This is a genomic window from Acinetobacter sp. Tr-809 (genome assembly GCF_011753255.1).
Lineage (GTDB): Bacteria > Pseudomonadota > Gammaproteobacteria > Pseudomonadales > Moraxellaceae > Acinetobacter.
This window is the reverse complement of record NZ_VWVZ01000002.1, coordinates 662,203-684,557: the sequence shown is the minus strand read 5'-3', so window position 1 is coordinate 684,557 and position 22,355 is coordinate 662,203. Positions and strand designations below refer to the sequence as shown.

Annotated in this window: 22 protein-coding genes; 11 read left to right on the top strand and 11 right to left on the bottom strand. The window is 39.7% G+C overall.

The genetic code is table 11. From position 1 onward, the window contains the following. Positions 1 to 325: 325 nt before the first annotated feature. Positions 326 to 1,036 carry a glutamine amidotransferase gene (locus F3J02_RS07245; RefSeq protein ID WP_167248350.1) on the top strand — a complete coding sequence of 237 codons (711 nt, stop codon included), beginning with the start codon at positions 326 to 328 and terminating at the stop codon, positions 1,034 to 1,036. 109 nt (positions 1,037 to 1,145) lie between these two features. Here F3J02_RS07245 and F3J02_RS07240 read toward each other — a convergent pair whose 3' ends face one another. Next, entirely contained in the window at positions 1,146 to 2,873 is a 1,728-nt protein-coding gene (locus F3J02_RS07240; protein WP_167248349.1) for a glutamine--tRNA ligase/YqeY domain fusion protein, read from the bottom strand. A 167-nt stretch (positions 2,874 to 3,040) separates the two neighbouring features. Here F3J02_RS07240 and F3J02_RS07235 point away from each other — a divergent pair, with 167 nt between their 5' ends. From F3J02_RS07235 to nfsB, 3 genes are all read left to right on the top strand, one after another. Beyond that, a complete protein-coding gene (locus tag F3J02_RS07235) occupies positions 3,041 to 3,550 on the top strand; it encodes a peptidylprolyl isomerase (protein WP_004661403.1) in 510 nt (169 codons plus the stop codon). Positions 3,551 to 3,638: 88 nt separating this feature from the next. Further along, positions 3,639 to 4,355 (top strand): UDP-2,3-diacylglucosamine diphosphatase, encoded by a 717-nt coding sequence (locus F3J02_RS07230; RefSeq protein WP_167248348.1) that lies wholly within the window; start codon positions 3,639 to 3,641, stop codon positions 4,353 to 4,355. Positions 4,356 to 4,588: 233 nt separating this feature from the next. Further along, the gene (nfsB, locus tag F3J02_RS07225; protein WP_167248347.1) at positions 4,589 to 5,242 is read left to right on the top strand and encodes an oxygen-insensitive NAD(P)H nitroreductase; all 654 of its coding nucleotides are present in this window, start codon (positions 4,589 to 4,591) and stop codon (positions 5,240 to 5,242) included. Positions 5,243 to 5,302: 60 nt separating this feature from the next. Here the strand turns inward: nfsB and F3J02_RS07220 are convergent, their stop codons facing one another. The 7 genes from F3J02_RS07220 to tsaE form a co-directional block, all read right to left on the bottom strand. Next, a complete protein-coding gene (locus F3J02_RS07220; protein ID WP_167248346.1) occupies positions 5,303 to 5,929 on the bottom strand; it encodes an NAD(P)H-dependent oxidoreductase in 627 nt (208 codons plus the stop codon). Positions 5,930 to 6,007: 78 nt separating this feature from the next. Continuing rightward, complete coding sequence (locus tag F3J02_RS07215; protein ID WP_167248345.1) at positions 6,008 to 6,595, bottom strand: TetR/AcrR family transcriptional regulator; 588 nt, start codon at positions 6,593 to 6,595, stop codon at positions 6,008 to 6,010. Positions 6,596 to 6,628: 33 nt separating this feature from the next. After that, on the bottom strand, positions 6,629 to 7,486 hold the full coding sequence (locus F3J02_RS07210) for a DMT family transporter (RefSeq protein WP_167248344.1): 858 nt from the start codon (positions 7,484 to 7,486) through the stop codon (positions 6,629 to 6,631). A gap of 81 nt (positions 7,487 to 7,567) precedes the next feature. Next, on the bottom strand, positions 7,568 to 8,083 hold the full coding sequence (gene hfq, locus F3J02_RS07205) for an RNA chaperone Hfq (protein ID WP_216076269.1): 516 nt from the start codon (positions 8,081 to 8,083) through the stop codon (positions 7,568 to 7,570). 91 nt (positions 8,084 to 8,174) lie between these two features. Further along, positions 8,175 to 9,119 carry a tRNA (adenosine(37)-N6)-dimethylallyltransferase MiaA gene (gene miaA / locus F3J02_RS07200; protein ID WP_167248342.1) on the bottom strand — a complete coding sequence of 315 codons (945 nt, stop codon included), beginning with the start codon at positions 9,117 to 9,119 and terminating at the stop codon, positions 8,175 to 8,177. 6 nt (positions 9,120 to 9,125) lie between these two features. After that, complete coding sequence (mutL, locus tag F3J02_RS07195) at positions 9,126 to 11,093, bottom strand: DNA mismatch repair endonuclease MutL (protein ID WP_167248341.1); 1,968 nt, start codon at positions 11,091 to 11,093, stop codon at positions 9,126 to 9,128. Continuing rightward, on the bottom strand, positions 11,083 to 11,559 hold the full coding sequence (gene tsaE, locus F3J02_RS07190) for a tRNA (adenosine(37)-N6)-threonylcarbamoyltransferase complex ATPase subunit type 1 TsaE (RefSeq protein ID WP_167248340.1): 477 nt from the start codon (positions 11,557 to 11,559) through the stop codon (positions 11,083 to 11,085). The genes mutL and tsaE overlap by 11 nt, the downstream gene beginning before the upstream one ends. A gap of 119 nt (positions 11,560 to 11,678) precedes the next feature. On the opposite strand from tsaE, the gene F3J02_RS07185 reads away from it, so the two are divergent. From F3J02_RS07185 to F3J02_RS07170, 4 genes are all read left to right on the top strand, one after another. Then, positions 11,679 to 11,975 (top strand): hypothetical protein, encoded by a 297-nt coding sequence (locus F3J02_RS07185; RefSeq protein ID WP_016164162.1) that lies wholly within the window; start codon positions 11,679 to 11,681, stop codon positions 11,973 to 11,975. A 20-nt stretch (positions 11,976 to 11,995) separates the two neighbouring features. Then, positions 11,996 to 12,910, top strand: a complete 915-nt coding sequence (locus F3J02_RS07180; protein WP_167248339.1) for a pseudouridine synthase — start codon at positions 11,996 to 11,998, stop codon at positions 12,908 to 12,910. 109 nt (positions 12,911 to 13,019) lie between these two features. Beyond that, positions 13,020 to 13,328 carry a type II toxin-antitoxin system RelB/DinJ family antitoxin gene (locus F3J02_RS07175; RefSeq protein ID WP_167248338.1) on the top strand — a complete coding sequence of 103 codons (309 nt, stop codon included), beginning with the start codon at positions 13,020 to 13,022 and terminating at the stop codon, positions 13,326 to 13,328. Between the two features lie 99 nt (positions 13,329 to 13,427). Beyond that, on the top strand, positions 13,428 to 13,871 hold the full coding sequence (locus F3J02_RS07170; protein WP_167248337.1) for a GNAT family N-acetyltransferase: 444 nt from the start codon (positions 13,428 to 13,430) through the stop codon (positions 13,869 to 13,871). Here the strand turns inward: F3J02_RS07170 and F3J02_RS07165 are convergent, their stop codons facing one another. After that, the gene (locus tag F3J02_RS07165; RefSeq protein WP_167248336.1) at positions 13,872 to 14,585 is read right to left on the bottom strand and encodes a pseudouridine synthase; all 714 of its coding nucleotides are present in this window, start codon (positions 14,583 to 14,585) and stop codon (positions 13,872 to 13,874) included. It lies immediately after the preceding gene. A 246-nt stretch (positions 14,586 to 14,831) separates the two neighbouring features. Between F3J02_RS07165 and F3J02_RS07160 the strand changes: the two genes are divergently transcribed. Next, a complete protein-coding gene (locus tag F3J02_RS07160) occupies positions 14,832 to 15,344 on the top strand; it encodes a glycine zipper 2TM domain-containing protein (protein WP_167248335.1) in 513 nt (170 codons plus the stop codon). Positions 15,345 to 15,483: 139 nt separating this feature from the next. Continuing rightward, positions 15,484 to 16,485 (top strand): LLM class flavin-dependent oxidoreductase, encoded by a 1,002-nt coding sequence (locus F3J02_RS07155; RefSeq protein WP_167248334.1) that lies wholly within the window; start codon positions 15,484 to 15,486, stop codon positions 16,483 to 16,485. A gap of 68 nt (positions 16,486 to 16,553) precedes the next feature. Here F3J02_RS07155 and F3J02_RS07150 read toward each other — a convergent pair whose 3' ends face one another. Then, the gene (locus F3J02_RS07150) at positions 16,554 to 18,635 is read right to left on the bottom strand and encodes an EAL and GGDEF domain-containing protein (RefSeq protein ID WP_167248398.1); all 2,082 of its coding nucleotides are present in this window, start codon (positions 18,633 to 18,635) and stop codon (positions 16,554 to 16,556) included. 283 nt (positions 18,636 to 18,918) lie between these two features. After that, the gene (locus F3J02_RS07145) at positions 18,919 to 19,755 is read right to left on the bottom strand and encodes a pyruvate, water dikinase regulatory protein (protein ID WP_004806023.1); all 837 of its coding nucleotides are present in this window, start codon (positions 19,753 to 19,755) and stop codon (positions 18,919 to 18,921) included. Between the two features lie 158 nt (positions 19,756 to 19,913). Between F3J02_RS07145 and ppsA the strand changes: the two genes are divergently transcribed. Further along, entirely contained in the window at positions 19,914 to 22,292 is a 2,379-nt protein-coding gene (gene ppsA, locus F3J02_RS07140; RefSeq protein WP_167248333.1) for a phosphoenolpyruvate synthase, read from the top strand. Positions 22,293 to 22,355 lie beyond the last annotated feature (63 nt).

Genomic DNA, 22,355 nt, shown 5'->3' with positions numbered 1-22,355 from the left:
ACTCTACTACACATAGCAGTTGCTAGATTCGCAACCCAACTGTATTTCCACTATTTGTCCCACAAGATTAAGTATTCCAGCTGCCACACAACACTTATTGGCGTTAATGCATAACTCCAAATGACTGGGGCTTTCTGGTATCGATTTGAAGGATGAACATCTGCTTCCAAACCTCGAAGAAAGCAAACAGCCTGAATTACTTTTTTAAAAACACATATGAACAGAGAAGTACTTTTCTCTGTTCTATTCAAGTTTGAAGCGCAAGACAGCAGACGGATAAATGATTTAAGATAGCTACAGTTTTTCTATGGATTGATATTCAGCCATGACCCTCGCTGCTCACATGAAAACCGTTTATGCCATTCAACATCTCGCTTTTGAAGATTTAGGTTCATTAGAAGATATTTTTTATCAATTAGGTTTTCGCGTCCGTTATTTTGAAGCGGGTGTTGATGATCTGAGCCCCGCTCTTCATTATGATGGCTTAACGGTGATTCTCGGTGGACCGATCGGTGTTTATGAAACCGAGGACTATCCGTTTTTAGAGGATGAAATTGCCAGGCTAAAACAGCGCTTAAAAGCCAATAAACCCACCATTGGAATTTGTTTGGGTGCACAGCTCATTGCAATCGCACTCGGTGCAAAAGTCTATGCTGGACACCAAAAAGAGATTGGTTGGAGCAAATTAGACATTAAAGTGGTTGAGACGAATCCCTTAGCAGCATTAGAAAACGTTGAAGTCTTGCACTGGCATGGCGATACCTTTGACCTACCTGAAAATAGCACGCTATTGGCAAGTTCAGCGATCTATCCAAACCAAGCCTTTTCTGTCGGTAACAATATTCTAGCGTTGCAATTCCATCTTGAAATCGCTGAAGAAAGTTTTGAGAAATGGCTCATTGGGCATACCTGTGAAATACGCCATGCAGGTTTATCTATTCCTCAATTACGTCAAGATAATCAGGCTTATGCAGCACAGTTAGAGCAGCAGTGCCGACTGGTAATTCAAACTTTCTTAGACAATCTGAATGTTTAAAACCTCATTCTTTTTGAGTCTCAAGAAAAAAGCCCAATTTTTTAATTGGGCTTTTTTTCAGTCTAAATCCAATTCTCCAAACACGCAGTGAGGAGAATTTACTTCAACTTTACTTCTTTTCTGCTTTGAAGCTATCTTTTAAATCCAGAATACGGTTAAACACAGGCTTTTCCGCTTTATGATCATATTGATCCGCAACAAAATAACCTTCACGTTCAAACTGGAAACGATCTTCTGGCTGCGCTTGTGCTAAAGCAGGCTCAATCACAGCTTGTACCACTTTCAAAGATTCAGGATTCAAATTTGCCAAGAAATCATCATCCGCATCTGGTGCAGCTTCTGTGAACAGACGATCGTAAATACGAACTTCCGCAGGTACACCTTTGCTTGCTGATACCCAATGAATCACACCTTTCACTTTACGCCCTTCCGGGTTTTTACCTAAAGTTTCAGGATCGATTGAACATTTAAGCTCAACCACTTCACCATTGGCATCTTTAATGACTTCATCACACTTGATCACATAAGCATGGCGTAAACGCACTTCGCCTTCTGGAATCAAACGTTTAAAGCCTTTTGGTGCAACCTCTTCAAAATCCTTACGATCAATATAAATTTCACGTGTTAACGGAATAACGCGCTCACCCATATCAACATTTGGATGACGTGCATGAGTTAAATCTAATTCTTCAGGTAAATTGGTTAACGTTACTTTTAACGGGTTCAATACTGCCATACCACGCGCTGCGGCATTTTCCAATGACTGACGAATACAGAACTCAAGCATTGCCACATCCACAATACCGTCAGTTTTCGATACACCAACACGTTTACAGAAATCTCGTAGGCCTTCTGCAGTAAAGCCACGACGACGCATCCCCACAACTGTTGGCATACGTGGATCGTCCCAGCCATGCACATGATTGCCTTCAACCAATTTACGTAATTTACGTTTAGACGTAATCGTATAATCAATGTTTAAACGTGAAGACTCATACTGACGCGGTACAGCTTGCGAATGTACCTTCTCCACAATCCAGTCATAGAATGGACGGTGATCTTGGAATTCTAAGGTACATAATGAGTGCGTAATACCTTCGATTGCATCTGATAATGGATGAGCATAGTCATACATTGGATACATTTTCCACTTATCACCTGTTTGGTGATGCTCTGAATGCAATACGCGATAAAGAATCGGATCACGCATATGCACGTTCGGGCTTGCCATATCAATTTTGGCACGAAGTACAGCACCGCCCTCCTGAATTTCACCATTACGCATTTGCTCAAAACGTGCCAAGTTCTCAGTAACGGTTGCATCACGGTATGGTGAATTTTTTCCAGGTTCAACGAAATTACCACGGTTCAGCTTAATTTCTTCTGGGGTTTGCAAATCAACATAAGCATCACCTTGTTCAATCAACTGAACAGCCCATGCATATAGTTGATCAAAATAACCAGAGGCGTAACGCGGCTCGCCATTCCAGTTAAAACCTAACCACTTCACATCGTTGGCAATACCATCAACATATTCTTGTTCTTCGGCATCTGGGTTGGTATCGTCAAAACGTAAATTACATAGACCATCAAATTCTTCAGCAATACCAAAGTTCAAACAAATTGCTTTGACATGACCAATATGCAGATAACCATTTGGCTCAGGTGGGAAACGTGTTACTACTTTTTGGGTACGCCCTTCTTTAAGATCATCAGTAATCACTTGACGAACAAAATCTAAGCCTGCCTGTTGTTCTTGCTGCGCGGCATCGACAGAGGCATGGGTATTCGGCGTCGGGGTCTTTGGCAGTTCAGAAACAACATCATTTGGCTTCATAGGGTGTAAATCACTTCTTACAGTTAAAAATGGGAAATAAAAACGCAATCTTTGCTTTTTCTGAAAGATTTTAACGTTTTTTACTTGCCTTGTAGTTTACAGTTTGCTTATGCTTCTCTCAACCAAAAACCCATGGTCAATTTGCCCATGTTTAGGAGATTAATGTAATGAGTTTTCCTCAAGTCGAATTAAACACCAACAAAGGTCGTATTGTTCTTGAGCTTAACGCTGAAAAAGCACCAAAAACGGTTGCAAATTTCTTAGAATATGTACGTGACGGTTTCTATGACGGCGTAATTTTCCACCGCGTGATTGATGGTTTTATGATCCAAGGCGGTGGCATGGACGAAAACTTCAAAGAAAAAGCAACTCGTGATTCAATCGAAAACGAAGCTGACAACGGCTTAAGCAACGATGAAGGCACAATTGCAATGGCGCGTACTCAAGCTCCGCACTCTGCATCTGCTCAATTCTTTATCAATGTTAAAAACAACTCTTTCTTAAACCACACTGGTAAAACAGCACAAGGCTGGGGTTATGCAGTATTTGGTAAAGTTGTTGAAGGTCTTGATATTGTAGAAGCAATCAAAGGCGTGCGTACTGGTAACCGTGGTTATCACGCAGACGTTCCTTTAGAGAACGTTGTCATCGAATCTGCTAAAATTATCTCTGAATAAGAATCTCCCCTAACCCCTCTTTTAAAAGAGGGGAAACTCCTCCCTTTACAAAGGGAGGTTGGGAGGGATTATAAAATAGGATAAAAGTGTGACCTACCTGTTTATCTCAGATCTACATTTGTCACCTGATCACCCTCGACTCGTTCGAGGGTTTTTGGCTTTATTGAAACAATATCAAGATAAAAACACGCAACTCTATATTTTGGGTGATTGGTTTAATGCTTGGATTGGTGATGATTACACTGCTCCGTGGTTAGATGAAATTGTCAATGCTTTGCAAAAATTCACCGCAGCGAACAACCAAGTTTACTTCCAAGTGGGCAATCGTGACTTTGCCTTAGGTCAAAAATTCTTAAAGCAATTCGATGGGATTTTATTACCTGACGTTTATACCTTAAATATTCAGCAACATACTTTCCGATTGGAACATGGCGATGCACTCTGTACTGATGATGTTGCCTACCAACGCTTCCGTAAAGTGATTCGAAATCCTGTGCTATTAGGGCTGATAAAAAGGACTCCTCTTAGTTTCAGACAGAAACTTGCCAATGGTTTCCGAAAAAAAAGTAGCGAAACCAAACAACTGAAAAGCTATGACATCATGGATGTGAATGCTCAAGCGGTAGAATCCGTAATCGAACACGTTGATTATTTAATTCACGGTCACACCCATCGTCCAGAAATTCACCATGTCCTTAATAAAAAACGTATTGTTTTAGGAGATTGGCGAGCAGATTCAGCTTGGATTTTAGAGCTGAATGAGCAAGAAAATTATCAATTAGATTTTAAACAGTGGTCCTATTAATCATTTTTTAATAGCCGTACTAATCGATTTCTTCATTTCTGAATATTTTTATAAAACATTTGTTGCACTTGGCTAAACCTTCAGTCGTTTATCCCATTGCGCTTTATCAGAGCTTTAGTCGCTCTGATAAAGCTCATATACGACTTAAATCTATATAGAAATCACATTTAGCTACTTTTCGTGAAATTTAGATCAAGTAAAATAAATTAAATTTTAAAATGAGTTAATGACGGATGGATACTTTAGCAACAGCAAAAACACGTTATGCCACAAAAGCTTATGATGCAGAGAAAAAAATTCCTCATGCACAGTTTGAAAAACTACTCGAAATTTTACGTTTCAGCCCTTCTTCGGTAAATATTCAACCTTGGCACTTCTTGGTTGCAGAATCTGATCAAGCAAAGCAGCGTATCGCATCGGCATTGACAGGCAATTATGTTTATAACGCCGCTAAAGTTCTAAATTCCTCACATACCTTGGTATTTTGTACACGTACTGATATTTCTGCGGAATACCTAGAGCAATTATTACAGCAAGATGATGCCAGTGGTCGTTTTAAAGATGAAACTGCCAAACAAGGACAACGTGATACCCGTTCTGGTTATGTTGAGTTTTATCGTAATGAACTTAAAAATCTTCCTGCATGGATGGAAAACCAGACCTACCTAGCACTTGGACAACTGCTTTTTGCTGCAGGCCTAGAAGGAATCGATGCAACACCTATGGAAGGATTTGATAGAGAACTCATTAATAAAGAATTTGGATTAGCTGAAAAAGGCTTAAAAGCCTCTGTAATTGTTGCACTCGGTTATCGCAGTGACAGTGATTTCAATGCCAAACTGCCAAAATCAAGACTCCCCGATGAAGTGGTTTTTACTCGTCTATAAGCGCATTTATTAAATGAACGCCCTAATAATAACCTATGACTTTATTATTAGGGCTTAGCATTACGCATTCATATTGACTTGAAATTGATTTAAAACAGTCTGGTCTAATTCTTCAAAGAAAACTTTCAGATCATCGACCTGAGTAAAATCTGCTTTAAACAGCATTGATGTTTGGACATCATCAATCCCACAATAGGCAAAAATACCTTCCACGATTTGTTTGTGAATCGCTTGCGTATAACCGTGCCGATCGTATCCAGATTGCGTTCCTGCTGCGGTCCCAATCAGTTTGACTGGAATATTTTTTAAAATACCCGATAAATTCCCCTGTTCATCATATTTGTAGGCCCAGTCCTGACTAAATACACGTTCAAACCACCCTTTTAAGACAGCAGGAACTGACCACCAATACACAGGAAAAATAAAATAAACCATATCTGCACGATCAAAACGCGCTTGTTCAAATTGAACATCGGCATCCAAAGCTTGGCGACCACGATAAGCTTCAATATCAGAAAGCGTCATCGCAGCTTGAAAACCTTCTTTATTTAAATCGACAATTTCTACTGAAATTCCCTTTCCCGTTAAATCATGAGAAATATGCTGTGCAATCTGATGAGAAAGTGATTGGGTATCTGGATGCGTTATGACAATCAAAGCGTGCTGAGGTTTATTTGAATTAGACATAGATTCATTCCGAATAGATGATTCTCACAAGTTACCAATAGTAACTTATGCTGTCAACTCAGTTTTTGATGTCTGTATTTAGGATGCTGAATAATCTTGTAAAATAACTAAAAGTGAATTTTCCATCACATGCTGTGCAGTCAGTGCATCAATTTGATTTTTACTTGCTGCTGTCGATACCGTTTCAATCAAGCCCATGATCGCGATCACGATCGCTTCACCCTCTTTTCCATCCAATTGAATAAATGGATGCATGCTTTGTTTAAAAATTTCTGTGAATTTTTGCTGACATTGCTGAAAATAGTTTTGCAAGATATCACTACCAGACAAAGCAGCGATCACCAATCCAACCTCTGGACCAGTGGAAATAAAACAACTTAAATAAGCTTCACAAAAAATATGAATGGTTTGCTGTAAGGTTTTTGCTTCGGTGGCTAGAGACCGATTAAGTTCTGCAGTCTGTTTATCATCAAACTCCTGATAAATCGAAATCAGTAACCCTTCGCGGTCAATAAAATGTCGATATGCAATTGGCTTGGTAATACCAGCCTGCTCTGCTAAATATCCCAGAGTTAAGGCTTCTACACCTTGAGTTCGAATAATTGAACGGGCCACCTGCAACAATTGTTGTCTACGCTCTTCTTTACTTAGTCTCTTACCAGTCATAATTTTACTTCCATCAAATTTAACCAAATCGCTTTACATCATTGCTTTGGCTAAACACAGGACTGCAACCACACCACAAATCAATCCAATCCAGGTATAGGCTTTTAAGCGTTCTTTAAATAATACAACACCACTGAGAACACCAAGTACCACGACAAGAATATTCATACCAGCAAAGACAATGGCAGGCGTTTCTTTAAAAATCATATGTGCTTTGACATATAAGGCAATATTGGCAAAATTCAGTACACCTAAAAATAAGCCTGTAAAAATATTTTTAGGCTGCCAATTTGGTTGAGTAATTGCGATATAGCCAATGGATAAAATAAAAGCGGCAATAAACGTTAAATTCAGTGTGACTGCAAACTGTAAACCTAAACTACTACTATATTTCAGTAATATATCTACAGCAGCATAACCAGCCCATACGCTAAACAAAAACAAGGCTGATTTTAAATTCATGCCTTTACTTGCCTGCTCTGTGGCCTGTCCGATAATAATCGCTAAAATCGCAATGACACCCAGTACTACACCAATTAATTTTAACTGGCTAAATTGCTCCCCAAAAATAAAATAGGCAGCTAATAACGACAGTATGACTGCAAGCCTCTGAGCAATTTCCGTTTTCAGGATTCCTGCAAATTGTAAAGACTTCGCCAAGCATAAAAATATGCTGGGTAATAACACTGCTAAAATCAGAATTAACCACCAAGGGGTATGATTTAAAGAAATATGAGTAATATCGGTTTTAAACCAATAAAAACATAAAAGGCTTGCGCTCAAATAATTCCACGCAATCATTTGAAAAACATCAAATCCCTTTGCCTTCAAGTATTTCAGCAAAATCGAGACCAATACACTACAACATGCCGCAGCAACAATCATTTCCATAGTATTTATTCTAGCTTTCTAATAGACAAAAAAATGCCAGTCTAGCGTGAGACTGGCATTTTCTTAAAGAGCATCAATCAATTAACGATTGTTTTCGTCTTCTTGACCATCTTCAAATTTAGTTTCGCTATCGAAGCCACCTTGATGACCGAAGCCACCTTGACCACCGAAGCCACCTTGACCACCGAAGCCGCCACCTTGACCACCGAAGCCGCCACCTTGACCACCGAAGCCACCTTGACCACCGAAGCCACCTTGACCACCGAAGCCACCTTGACCACCGAAGCCGCCACCTTGACCACCGAAGCCACCAGCAGCGCCTTGACCACCGAAGCCACCAGTTGCGCCTTGCGCAGGGAAGCCACCAGCAGTACCTTGAGCACCAGCAGGACGTGGGTTACGTGCAGGAACAACTGTAGAAATCGCGTGTTTATAAACCATTTGACTTACAGTGTTTTTCAACAAAACAACATATTGGTCAAATGACTCAATATGACCCTGCAATTTGATACCGTTTACAAGGAAAATAGAAACTGGAATACGTTCTTTACGGAGAGAATTTAAGAACGGATCTTGTAAAGTTTGACCTTTAGACATTTTTAACTCCAAAAAATTTTTAAATCAGCGCAAAAAAACTATCTTTATTTTTCAACTAAAAATTATAAAAAGACAGCCTGCGAATTTTGCTTTATCCAAAGAAGTTTCGCAAGTCTTCTTTCGCCTGCTTTATCGTCACGTAAGTTTTAAAATCGTGTATTTCTTGCAAAGAACGTAACCATGTGTATTGACGTTTGGCTAATTGCCTAGTCGCAAAAAGGGCTTTGTTCTCCATTTCTACTTTATTTTTGAGACTTAAGTCACTTTTTAGTAAAAAATCTAAAGCTTGACGATAACCAACAGACCGCATAGACGGTAAATCATCATTTAAATCGTATTTTTTAATCAATTCCTCTACTTCATTCAAAAAACCAATATTCCACATTTTGCTCAATCTTTGCTCAATGCGTTGATGTAATTCTAAACGATCTGGCATTAATGCGTAGTTATGAAATATGTAACGATATGGTTGATTTTTAGGTTGCTCAGCTTGTAGTTTTGTTATCGGTTCACCCGTGATTCGAAACACTTCAAGCGCACGAATAATCCGCTGCTTATCCGATACTTTAAACTTTTCTCCTGCAACAGGATCCACCTCAACCAACTCTTCATAGACGGATTGCCAGCCCTGCTGTTCAGCTTTGTGAATAATGGCATCACGTATCGTTTGATCGGCATTGGGTAAATTACTTGCCAGACCTTCAAGTAAGGCTTTGAAGTACAACATGGTTCCACCTACCAAAATTGGGGTTTTGCCACGCGCATGCATATCATCAATCAATGGGCAAACATCTTCAACAAATTGTGCTGCCGAGTACACCTCTAAAGGCGTAATAATATCAATCAAATGATGTGGGTATTGCTGCTGCTCTGCTTTGGTTGGTTTCGCTGTGCCGATGTCCATATCTTTATAAACTAAAGCTGAATCGACTGAAATCAGTTCGCAATTTCCACGCTCATAGAGTTCACATGCCAATGCTGTTTTACCGCTTGCGGTAGGCCCCATTAAATTGATGACGGGCAATTGATTTGACATGTAAAACTACTCTCCTCGAGCAAATAATTTATCTAATTGATGGAGTGGAAACGCACGCCAAGTTGGGCGCCCATGATTACATTGGCTGGCAAACTCGGTTTGTTCCATTTGACGTAATAAAGCATTCATTTCAGATAAACTTAACTGGCGATGCGCACGCACAGCGCCATGGCAAGCCATCCCAGCGAGCAATTCATCACGTTTTTGCAATAAACCTCTCGCTTCATCATTTGGGTCAAGATCATTTAGCAGTTCCGGAATGAGGTTGCTAAAATCAGCTTTATGCAAAATCGCGGGGACACCACGCACAATCACTTGATCATCACCATATTGATCAATTTCTAGACCAAGCCGTTGCAATTGTGATTGTAAATCTTCGATACGTGTCGCTTGCATGCGTGTGATAGATACAATTTTTGGAATCAATAACTGCTGAGACGTCCAAAATTCAGGTTTATCCCAAGCCGATTTCATTTGTTGCAGCAAGATACGTTCATGTGCCGCATGCATATCCACAATAATCAGGCCTTCGGTATTTTGCGCCAGAATATAAATCCCATGCAGTTGTGCGATCGCAATCCCTAATGGAAACTCATCTACACGAGATGGAGCTTGATCATCTGGTGTCTCCCCTTTATCAAAGGTGGCTGAGGGCATTTGCTCATCACGTAAAGGCGCTAAATAACTTTTTAATGCATTATTCAGTTGTGCAGAACCATTATATCGAGGCTGCTGTGCTTGCGATGAGTTGTATTGCACAGCTTGTGGTCGACTTTGATTAAACTCTGTCAACAAATCTGTTGATACTTCAGTCGTTTGATTTGATTGAGGTTCTACTTCTACGGTCGCACGATGTAAATTGAATTGTTCTTGGTATTTTGGCTGTGGCTGATAATTAAAATTATCATCCGCCGCATCTGCTTTCATTGCCTGTGCCAAATCTGCGCTTGCTGTCTGAAATTGTGAAAGCGTTGCTTTAGCGTAGTGACGTACAAATTCATGCACTTCACGTTGATTCAAAAAGCGAATTTCATGCTTGGTCGGATGCACATTCACATCAATATTTTCGGGATCAACTTCTAAAAACAGCAAATATGATGAATGTTGATGCCCATGCAAAATCCCTTCATAGGCCATACGCAACGCATGTGAAATGGTTTTATCTTTGACAATACGACCATTCACATACACATATTGCATGTCAGCTTGCGCACGCGCATCAGAAGGATGCCCCAACCAGCCAGATAAACGCATATTAATACTGTCTGAATCGATCCAATACGCATTTTGGATAAATTGTTGACCCAATAATTGCTGCACACGTTGATAGCGTAATTCACCACTGTCAGCGACAGGTAGGTTTAAACGAATATTATCATTATGCTCTAGTACAAAACGAATATCGAAATGGGTTAAAGCCAGACGGCGAACAATTTCTTCAATATGATTAAATTCAGTTGTTGGTTTTTTTAAGAATTTACGACGTGCAGGCACATTAAAAAATAAATCCTGTACACGAATGTGTGTACCTTTTTGTGCAGCGACCGCCTGAATTTGTTGATGATCAAAAGCCGTACCATTCACTTCAACTTGATAGCCGATGCCGAGCTCATCTTGGCTACTGGTCAGCGTTAACCTTGACACGGCTGCAATTGACGCTAAAGCCTCTCCACGGAATCCTAGACTAACAATCGCATGTAAGTCATCAGCAGTTTGAATTTTGCTGGTGGCATGACGCATTACCGCTAAAGGTAAATCTTCTGCATGAATACCATTACCGTTATCAATGATTTCAATCAGCGTAGAACCACCCTGCGCAACTCGAATAATCAGCTCCGTTGCGCCCGCATCAATTGAGTTTTCTAATAATTCTTTGACCACAGATGATGGACGTTCAATTACCTCACCCGCCGCAATCTGGTTGGCTAAGGCAGCATCAAGGGTATGAATACGACGAGTTGAATCATGCGCCATTCAATTGTTCCTGCAAAATTTGAGATAAAGATTCGGATTCAGTGGTTAAGGTGACAAACCGCGTTAATTCATCATCCGATTTTTGAATATCAATCACCACATTAGGTTTTGGAATTTCATCCCCACCTTTCGATGGCCATTCAAACAAAAATAAAGCATCGGGCGTTTGTAAATAATCACGAATACCCATCAGCTCTAATTCATAAGGATCATCTAGACGATATAAGTCGAAGTGGAAAATTTCTTTACCTTGGATTGAATAAGGCTCAACCAAGGTATAGGTTGGACTTTTTACTGAACCTTGATGTCCTAGATGCTGTAAGAAATAACGGGTAAAAGTGGTTTTTCCAGCACCTAAATCACCAATTAAATAAATAATGCCAGAGCGTACCTGTTCAGAAAGGATATGTGCAAAACGCTGTGTGTCTTGTTCATGATTTAAAGTAAATTTCACTGAAGATGACATGGCAAATAAAACATAATTGGGATGGCAGCTATGATAACATTGCCCTGCTTTAAAGCCTAATCCATAGAAAGAAGTTGATTCTTTTTAATGCAATTACTATTTCAGTATTAAGGATCAAAATGTCTGCCGAATCTTTATTTATAAATTGCGAATGTCATGGTCAAAATTATGCTGCTGTAGTGTGCGGACATGTGCTTCACAATAATAACAACAATCAACCGTTAGGCTTTATTGAAAACATTTCAACACCTACAAATCCACAAGGATGGTGTTTGGCGTGTGAATATGTTTTTACACAAGAAAATGGTATGACTGATCTATTTCGTAATTTTAATAATATGGCTATTGTCTGCGCTGAGTGCTATAGCGAGATAAAAAATAAACACAATATATATCCAATCCAGCAATCCACATAAGTTCAGCTACCTTAGTAATTATGATTAACTCTACTACACCTATTTTCTCTCCTCCGCTGATGAATGGCGTCAGTGCCAGCAAGGTATTTTTACCCGACGATGTTTCCATACCTACAATTTTTGAATACCTTTGCCAACATTTTCCACATATCCAAATTAGCGAATGGCAACAGCGTTTTGCAGATGAACTGATTTATGCAGCAGATGGCACCAAGCTCATATTAGAAAGCCGCTATACCCCCAATACTCATATTTTTTATTATCGTTTTCTTGCGCATGAAGTACCTGTGCCATTTCAACATGAAATCCTATTTGAAAATGATGATTTACTTGTCGTCGATAAACCGCACTTTTTGACCATGACACCAACTGGGCAATACGTACAAGAAACCCTCTTGGTCAGACTGAAAAAGCAAACTGGTTACGAAGATCTCACCCCCATCCATCGACTTGATCGAGAAACAGCAGGTGTGGTTTTATTCTGTAAAAAAGCAGCATCTAGAGGCATCTACCAACAACTTTTTGCCGAAAGAAAAGTGCAAAAAATCTATCATGCAATTGCAAAATATCGACCTGAACTGGATTTTCCGCAAATTTTGCAGCTACATTTAGAAAAAGGTCAGCCTTTTTATACGATGCAAATTAATGCTGAAAAACCTAATAATACTGAGACTTTAATTGAACTGTTAATACATGATCAGCAGCATGCCAAATATAAACTTAGTCCCAAAACAGGAAAGCAGCACCAATTACGCGTACACTTAAATTATCTTAATATTCCAATACTTAACGATTCTTTTTATCCACACATTGAGCATAAAGCTGAGGATGATTTTAGTCAGCCATTACAGCTATTGGCTAAAGAAATTTGCTTTATTGATCCGATTTTAAATCAAGAAATGCGGTTTAGCTCCAAGCTTGAACTCACATTGTAAATACACCGTAATGACAAAAATTCTATTTTTTCACTTCAAAAATATTGAAATTACATTGCAATGGTTTAAAATACATGACGATAACTAAAAATATTTGGTCTCATTCTTCATGCGAAAAACAGAAGTTTATCAGGTTCGCCTCGATTCACAGGAAAAGAAGCAAGCTTTTGCCGTGTTTAAACAGCTGGGTATCTCCCCTGCTCAAGCCGTTCGTCTTTTCTTTAAACAAGTGGTATTGACCAAGTCGATTCCTTTTACAATTGAAAATCAAAACATCAACATGGAACAGTTACTCAAATTGCGTAAATCTAGAGCCGCAGCAAGTACTGAAAATCCATCATCGGTTGAAATTGAAGATGATCATGAAGATTTATTTGAAGAGTTGAATGCACTACTTGGTGAAAGTGACAAAACTTAACAATGTTGCATTTATAAACAAGTTTTTATTTTTTAAGCTGAATTTTTTTCGCTATCCTGACAGTCCTAATAAAATTAACAAGTGTAAGGATGGACAGGAATGATTGTTAAGCGAGCAACAAAGGAAGATCTTCATCAACTTGCTGTCTTGTTTGACGAATACCGTCAGTTTTACGGTGCATCCTCAAATATTGATCAATCGTATCAATTTTTAAAACATCGCTTCGACAATAAAGATAGTGTCATTTTTATTCATGTTAAAGATGATGTATTTACGGGCTTTGTATTGCTCTACCTTGCCTTTTCTTCTGTCGCTTGTGAAACCTACTATATCCTCGATGATGTCTATGTTACCCCCTCTTACCGAAAACAGGGTGCAGCAAAACAGCTGATTGATACCGCAATCTTATTTGCACGACATGAAAATGCACAACGCATCAGCTTAGAAACACAAAAAAATAATTATCAATCTCACCGTCTATATGAGCAAATGGGCTTTATCCAAGACAGTGAGTTCAAAACCTTTCATTGTTTTTTAAAGTAATTATTCATCAAGAGCCATGTTCTGACTTAACTGTTTTTGCGGTGGAGTTAAATAGATCCATTCACCTTCTTCCAACTCAGGAAGTTCAAGCAAACCCACTTGGTGACGATGTAAGGCTTCGACTTTATTTCCAACAGCTGCCAGCATACGTTTTACTTGGTGGTAAACGCCTTGGTGAATGGTCATTGCAATTTGATGTTCCGAGATTAATCGTACATCTGTGGCGGCATAGATACCTTTCTCATTACGCAGTTCGACGCCTTGCTCCAAACCATGTTGCTGTTCAGCTGTAACAGGATCTGCAGTCGTCACATGATAAACTTTGGGTACATGTTTACGAGGATGTGTTAATGCCTGTAAATATTGTCCATCATCGGTCAGCAATAATAGACCTGTGGTATCTTGATCTAGACGACCCACACATTGAATTCCGCGATGTAGCAGAATTTCAGGAAAAAGACTAAATACACTTTTGTGATGTGTCGCCTGATGCGAACATTCATAGCCTTGCGGTTTATTTAAAACAATATAGACATGCTCTCGATATTGATATTCTTCACCAAATACCTGAAAGACCAGTTGATCGGTATTGAAATTCTGCTTCGGATTATCACAGACCTGATTTTCAATCTGAACAGAACCATTTTTAATTAACTGCTGACAATACTTACGTGAACCAAAGCCTTGTGATTGCAAAATTTTTTCCAGCAGCATAAATAAATCCTAAGCGAAACTGCGCCCATTGTACTCGATTACAACGATGGCTGTTGCTCGTTGCCTATTCATTCTTTATTTTTATAATTTATTCACAATCCCTTCATTTGTTATAGAACACCAACAAAACCATCGTCAAACACTCTCAATCTAGATATTGCACTCCATATTTTCACTCACAAGTCTTGTTACATTTGTCACAAGCAAAAAGAATATTGTCCAAAAGAATGGATAAGGAGTTTCACCATGAAATCGAATATGTGGTTATGTAGCGTTATCTTAGCAGCGTCTTCAATGATGACTGTTGCACATGCAGATAATACAACGCGTGTAGCAGCAACCTCTGCCCTAGGAAGTGTGGTTGGTACTACCTTAGGTAAACAACTTGGCGGTGACACTGGTGCAATGATCGGCTCTGCAATTGGTGGTGCTGGTGGTGCAGCTGCATCTAGTAATCGACGTGACCGTACTGAAGCTGCCATTGGTGGTGGTTTAGGTGGTGTGGGTGGTTATACCGTTGGCCGCAATATGGGTGGAAGCAATGGTGGCTATATTGGTGCAGCACTCGGTGCAGCTGGTGGTGCAGCTTTAGGTCAAAAAGTGGGTCAGGACCGCGATGCTGATCGACGTTACGATGATCGTCGTTATGACCGCCGTTACGATAACCGTCGTTCTTATGATGACCGTCGCTATTACAATTCTCGTGAAAGCTACCGCCATGACAATGGTCGACATCGTGGTTGGTACAAACACCGTTAATCAGATCAAAACGTTTTACCCCTTTAGCGCCTTCGGGCGCTTTTTTTGTTTGATCAAAACAACAATACATCGAACTAAAACGATATACAAAGTCAAACTTATATCGTATTATTTCGATATATTGTTTTGAGACTGCATAATGAAATCACTACAAGATATAAAATTCTCTATCCTCGAACTTGCTCCTGTTCGAGATGACAAGAGTATCGAGTTTTCTCTCCGTCATGCATTAGAACTGGCTCAGCATGCGGAAAAGTTAGGTTATGAGCGTTTTTGGTTAGCTGAACATCATAATATGGATGGAATTGCCAGTTCAGCGACAGCTGTTTTATTAGGATTTATTGCTGCAAATACGCAAAAAATCCGTTTAGGCTCAGGCGGTATCATGCTACCAAACCATGCACCATTGGTGGTTGCAGAACAGTTTGGAACGTTAGCCACACTCTACCCAAATCGTTTTGAACTCGGTCTGGGTCGTGCGCCTGGTACAGATCAAATGACAATGCGTGCCTTACGTCGCGGCCGTCAGGAAACTGAAGATCAATTCCCTCAAGATGTGATGGAGATTCTGCAATATTTTAAAACACCGCAACCGAATCAGAGAATTATCGCTACACCTGGTCAAAATACCCATGTGCCAGTGTGGTTACTCGGTTCAAGTTTATTTAGCGCACAATTGGCCGCAAAACTTGGACTGCCTTATTCTTTTGCCTCTCATTTTGCACCACGAATGTTAGGTCAAGCGATCGAAATCTATCGTGATAACTTCCAAGCTTCGGAATACCTCGATAAACCTTATGTTTCAATGGGTATCCCAACAGTCGTTGCTGCAACAGATGAGGAAGCTCAATATCTAGCAACCAGTTCATATCAGCGTATTTTAAATCTGATTCGTGGTCACAGCTTAAAGCTAAAACCACCAATTGACTCAACTGAAGGTCTAGCATCGAGTGCTGAACAAGTGGCTATTCAGAATTTTTATGCTATGGCACAAATTGGTTCTCAAGAAACGGTTAAAGCAGGCTTAAATAAAATTGCGGCACAATACGATGTCGATGAATTTATTTTTACCTGTGATATTTACGATACGCAAAAACGTTTAGAAAACTTTAGTTTATTGATGGATATTAAAACCCACTAACAACCTAGCTTATTAATGAGACAAGGCTTATTTTACTAAGCCTTGTCTTTGTTTTTATATGGTGAAATTTAAATCAACTGAGACCCACGTTGAAGCATTGCTGTCGCTTGTTCTACATCCACAGCAGGACTAAATAAGTAGCCCTGCCCAATTGAACAAGCAGACAATTTCAACGCGTCTAACTGCTCAGTGTTCTCAATGCCTTCAGCAACAATATCCAAGGACAGCTTAGGTCCTAAAGCAATGATCGCTTGGACGATGGCAAGAATTGCATCATCTTCATTCATTTGACGAATAAAATCACAGTCAATTTTTAAACAATCGACTGGATAATCACGTAGACGAGTTAAAGAAGAGTGGCCCGTCCCAAAATCATCGAGTGAAATTTTAACACCATGTTGTTTTAATAAATTTAATGCCCGAACCACATAATCTGAGCCACGATCATCCAGAATGTGCTCGGTAATTTCTATTTCAACCAAATGATATGGGATTTTATATAAATTCAAACGCTGCAATAAACGCTCGGCATAATTATCTTTGAGAAACTCTACAGGTGCTGCATTGATTGATACTGGAACGACTTCCAGCCCTTGTTCAATCCACATGGCGATATCTTTAAAAACTTTATTCTGCATCGCATCACTAATTTTTGTGGCGAGGAGATAGTCTTGAAAAGCCTGCTCAATATTATTCGGTGAATGAATGTGTTTATCTTCCGTTTGCCAGCGTAATAATGCTTCAAAACCTACGACTTTAGTATCCGTTAAGCGAACCTTTGGCTGATAGAATGGAACAATCAAATCATCACGGATAATATGACGTGCCTGATTTAATTGAATGGCAATATTTTGCGCTGCGACTTGCATCTGTTGATTAAACATACGGAATCCGCCACGCCCAGTTGCCTTTAAATCATTGAGTGCTGTATCCGCACATTTCATTAAATTCGCTGAGTCTTTAGCATCTCGCGGATAAATTGCACAACCGATACTCATACTGCCATTAATCAAATTACCCGCATAAGTAATTGGAGCCTCTAACTGCCGACTCACATCCAGAGCCACTTTTTCAAGCTCTACTTCAGTATTAATGCCATTCACCACAACAGCAAACTCATCACCACCCAAACGCGCCACAAATGTATTGTCTGGTAAAATATTCTCGATACGCTTAGATAAAACCCGAAGTAAATGATCCCCTGCTGCATGTCCAAGGGTATCATTGATATGTTTGAAATAATCGAGATCCAGCAACATTAACCCGACAAGTTTTCCAACTTTTTTATGTCGATATAATGAGCGTCTTAGCTGCTGTTTGAAGAAACGACGATTATAGAGTCCCGTTAACTCGTCTAACTCACTTGAAAGACGTAGCTGTATTTCGGTCTGTCGTTGTGTGGTCACATCACGAGATAAACACAGAACCTGCACAATCTGACCTTGGTCATTTAAAATAGGCGTCAGCAAATTATCCCAGTACTGTCGTTCAGCGCCATCTCCACTCATTCCACGAAAGCGAGCAGTTTTCCCTTTAAGTGCCATTTTCAATGCATACGTTGCTTTCGAACGAATCTCTGAAGGTAAAAGTTCGGCCCATTTCATTCCAAATCGTTGATGGTGTTCTGGAATATTCAGTGCAATACAGCCCGTTTTATTAACATGTAATAGTGAGCCATCAGCTTCTAATAATTTTATACAGTCAATACTATTATCCAGCATATTGGTTTGTGCATTGATACACTGTACTAAGTTCTGCTGATATTGTTTTGTTTCGTGGATATCAACACTATTGATAAACCAATAGCCTTCACCTTCAGCTTCCAAAAATTTTGCCGATAACAAAAACCAGCGATACGCACCCGATCGATGTTTTAAGCGACATTCCAACTGAAAAGGAGACTGGCAAGAAAATGCTTGCTCCCATTCACTCTGAAAAAGTGAAATATCATCAAGATAGATTAAATCTACCCAATTTTTCGCAAAATGTTCTAAATTATTAAAACCAATATATTCTTGGCTGATACTATTGAAGAAATAAGCATCACCCTGCTCTGAAAGCAGCCAGACCAAACTCGGGATACTATTATAAACATTTTGCTGAACTTCACTCACTTGATGGTTAGAGTGAAAAGGAAATGCGAGATTCACAGACTTCTGTTCCAAACAGAACTCTTTTTATCAAGATATTCAGTTGCAATAAAAGTCATAGACCACCAAAAATAAAAAATGAGATTTAAGTCACAATATTATAGCAGAAATGTGGGAAAATTATCATCAACTCAAGTACTGATGAGTTAAGCCAAGTTTGTCATTGAATATCAATTGTTTATTATTAGTTAATGATTTCTATTCAACCAGTCACCATAAAATTTCAAATTATCGGTACATTAAAGACGACCTAATTCACCTAAATTTAGGCCGTCTCAAACGATCAACCAATGCGACGTTTCAAGCCTGTCATTTGCAAAACCCGTGTTGAGATTTCTTCAATCGACATTTCAGTGACATTGAGGTATTTAATCCCTTCCGAGATATAAATCCCTTCAATAGCACGTAACTCCATTTGACACTGACTAAAACTTGAATAGCGACTATTGGCCTTACGTTCATTACGAATGGCCACCAAACGTTCAGCATCAATCATCAAACCAAACAACTTGTTTTTATGTTCACGCAAAACTTTTGGCAAACGGTTGTCATCTAGGTCTTCTTCAGTCAGAGGGTAATTCGCTACACGAATACCAAACTGTAATGACAAATAAATCGAGGTCGGCGTTTTGCCTGAACGGGACACACCAATTAAAATAATATCAGCTTTATCATAATGGCGTGTTCTTGCACCATCATCGTTATCCAATGCGAAATGTACTGCATCGATACGCGCTTTATAATATTCTGAATCGGTGACAGCATGAGTTTGCCCAACCAAGGTCGTCGGTGGCGTACCCAATTCTTGTTCTAATTTACTAATCAGGCCCTCAAAAACGTCTAAGTTGACCGCCTTGGCAGTATTGATAATTTCACGGACATGCGGATCAACCAAAGTATCAAAAACCAGCGGTAAAGAACCATCACGACTTTGACATGCATTGATCTCTACAGCCACATTCATGGCCGCTTCTTCAGTTGTAATATACGGTATAATATGGATGTCAAAATCGACGTTTGGAAATTGCGCAAGTAGTGAATGTCCAAGGGTTTCTGCGGTAATTGCGGTACCATCTGAAATAAAAAAAACGCTCCGTTTAATTTCTTTACTTACGGGCATCAAAATTCTCCTTAAACATTTGTCTTAGTGCTCTATAATCTTTATAGTAAACTCATCTAACATGACTGTCGCTTAGTAAAATACTAAATCTAAGCACTTTTGTATAATTTCATACCAATGATGGTCATTCATACTGCAAAAAAAGTGGAGTAAATACTTTGGAAGCGCGCGTAATCGGTCTGGAAAAATTAGGAAAACACGATGTCGAACTCGTAGGTGGGAAAAACTCATCTTTGGGTGAAATGATCAGCCATTTATCCAATGCTGGTGTATCGGTACCTGGTGGATTTGCAACTACTGCTGCTGCCTATCGTGAGTTCTTGGATCAAAGCGGCTTAAACGCTCGTATTCAAGCTGAACTTTTACAGCTTAACGTTGATGATGTAATTGCACTTGCTGAAACTGGTGCAAAAATCCGTAAATGGATTGTTGATACTCCGCTTACTGCGACATTAGAACAAGAAATTCGTGAGGCATTTGCAGCACTTTCAAACGGCAACCCAGACATTGCTGTTGCGGTACGTTCTTCTGCTACGGCTGAAGATTTACCAGATGCGTCTTTCGCAGGTCAACAAGAAACTTTCCTCAACATTCGCGGTATTGACAATATCCTGATCGCGATCAAAGAAGTTTTTGCTTCTCTTTATAACGACCGCGCAATTGCTTATCGTGTACACCAAGGTTTTGAACATAGTGTTGTTGCCCTTTCTGCTGGTGTACAACGTATGGTTCGTTCAGAAACTGGTGCTGCGGGTGTCATGTTTACACTTGATACAGAATCTGGTTTCCGTGATGTGGTGTTTATTACTGCATCATACGGTTTGGGTGAAATGGTTGTACAAGGTGCAGTCAACCCAGATGAATTCTATTTATCTAAACCGCTTTTAAATGCGGGTAGACATTCTGTATTACGTCGCAACCTTGGCTCTAAACACCAGAAAATGATTTATGGTGAAGAAGGTGCAGCAGGTAAATCAGTGGTCGTCGTTGATGTTGAAAAACAAGAACGTCAACAATTTGCATTGAATGATCACGAATTACATGAATTGGCGAAACAAGCGTTAATTATCGAACAACATTATGGCTCACCGATGGACATCGAATGGGCAAAAGATGGCGATGATGGTCAAATCTATATCGTTCAAGCACGTCCTGAAACGGTAAAAAGCCGTCAGAATGTTGGCACAATGGAACGCTACCTATTAAAGCAACGCGGTACAGTTATCTGTGAAGGTCGCTCAATCGGTCAACGTATTGGTTCTGGTAAAGTACGTGTTGTGACTTCAATTAAAGAAATGGACAAGGTTCAAGACGGTGATGTGCTTGTATCTGACATGACTGACCCAGATTGGGAACCAGTGATGAAGCGTGCTGCTGCAATTGTGACCAACCGTGGTGGTCGTACCTGTCACGCAGCAATTATTGCACGTGAATTAGGTGTTCCAGCAATCGTGGGTTGTGGTAACGCAACTGAAGTGCTTTCTGATGGTCAAGAAGTAACAGTTTCATGTGCTGAAGGTGATACTGGTTTCATCTATGAAGGCGCATTAGATTTCGAAGTACAACGTAATTCGATTAATTCAATGCCATCACTACCGTTCAAAATCATGATGAACGTTGGTAACCCTGACCGTGCATTTGACTTCGCTCAAATCCCGAATGAAGGTATCGGCCTTGCACGTCTTGAGTTCATCATTAACCGTATGATCGGTGTGCATCCAAAAGCATTATTAAATATTGATAGCTTACCTCGCGAAACACGTGCTGCGGTTATGGCGCGTACTTCTGGCTACTCTTCTCCAATCGAATTCTATGTTGAAAAGTTGGTTGAAGGTATTTCAACACTCGCTGCTGCATTTGCAGAAAAGCCAGTGATTGTTCGTATGTCTGACTTCAAATCAAATGAATATGCAAACTTGATTGGTGGTAAGTTATATGAGCCTGAAGAAGAGAACCCAATGTTGGGCTTCCGTGGCGCAAGTCGTTATGTTTCTGACAACTTCCGCGACTGCTTTGAGCTTGAATGCCGTGCCTTGAAAAAAGCACGCGATGAAATGGGCTTAACCAATATCCAAATCATGATTCCATTCGTTCGTACCGTTTCTGAAGCAAAACGTGTGATTGAATTGCTTGCTCAAAATGGCTTAAAACGTGGTGAGAATGGTCTTAAGATCATCATGATGTGTGAATTACCAACCAATGCATTATTGGCTGAACAATTCCTTGAGCACTTTGATGGTTTCTCTATCGGTTCAAATGACTTAACACAATTAACACTTGGTCTTGACCGTGACTCTGGTATCGTATCTCACTTATTCGATGAGCGTGATCCAGCAGTTAAAGCGCTCCTTTCTATGGCAATTCATGCTTGCCGTAAAGCAGGAAAATACGTTGGTATTTGTGGTCAAGGTCCTTCGGATCACCCTGACCTTGCTAAATGGCTCATGGAACAAGGTATTGAATCTGTGTCACTTAACCCTGACTCAGTACTTGATACTTGGTTCTTCCTTGCTGAAGAACAAATCAAGAAAGCCTAGTCTTTTTTAGAAAAAGACCCTCTTTCGTAGGGTCTTTTTTCATCTTCTGTAATTGAGATTTTA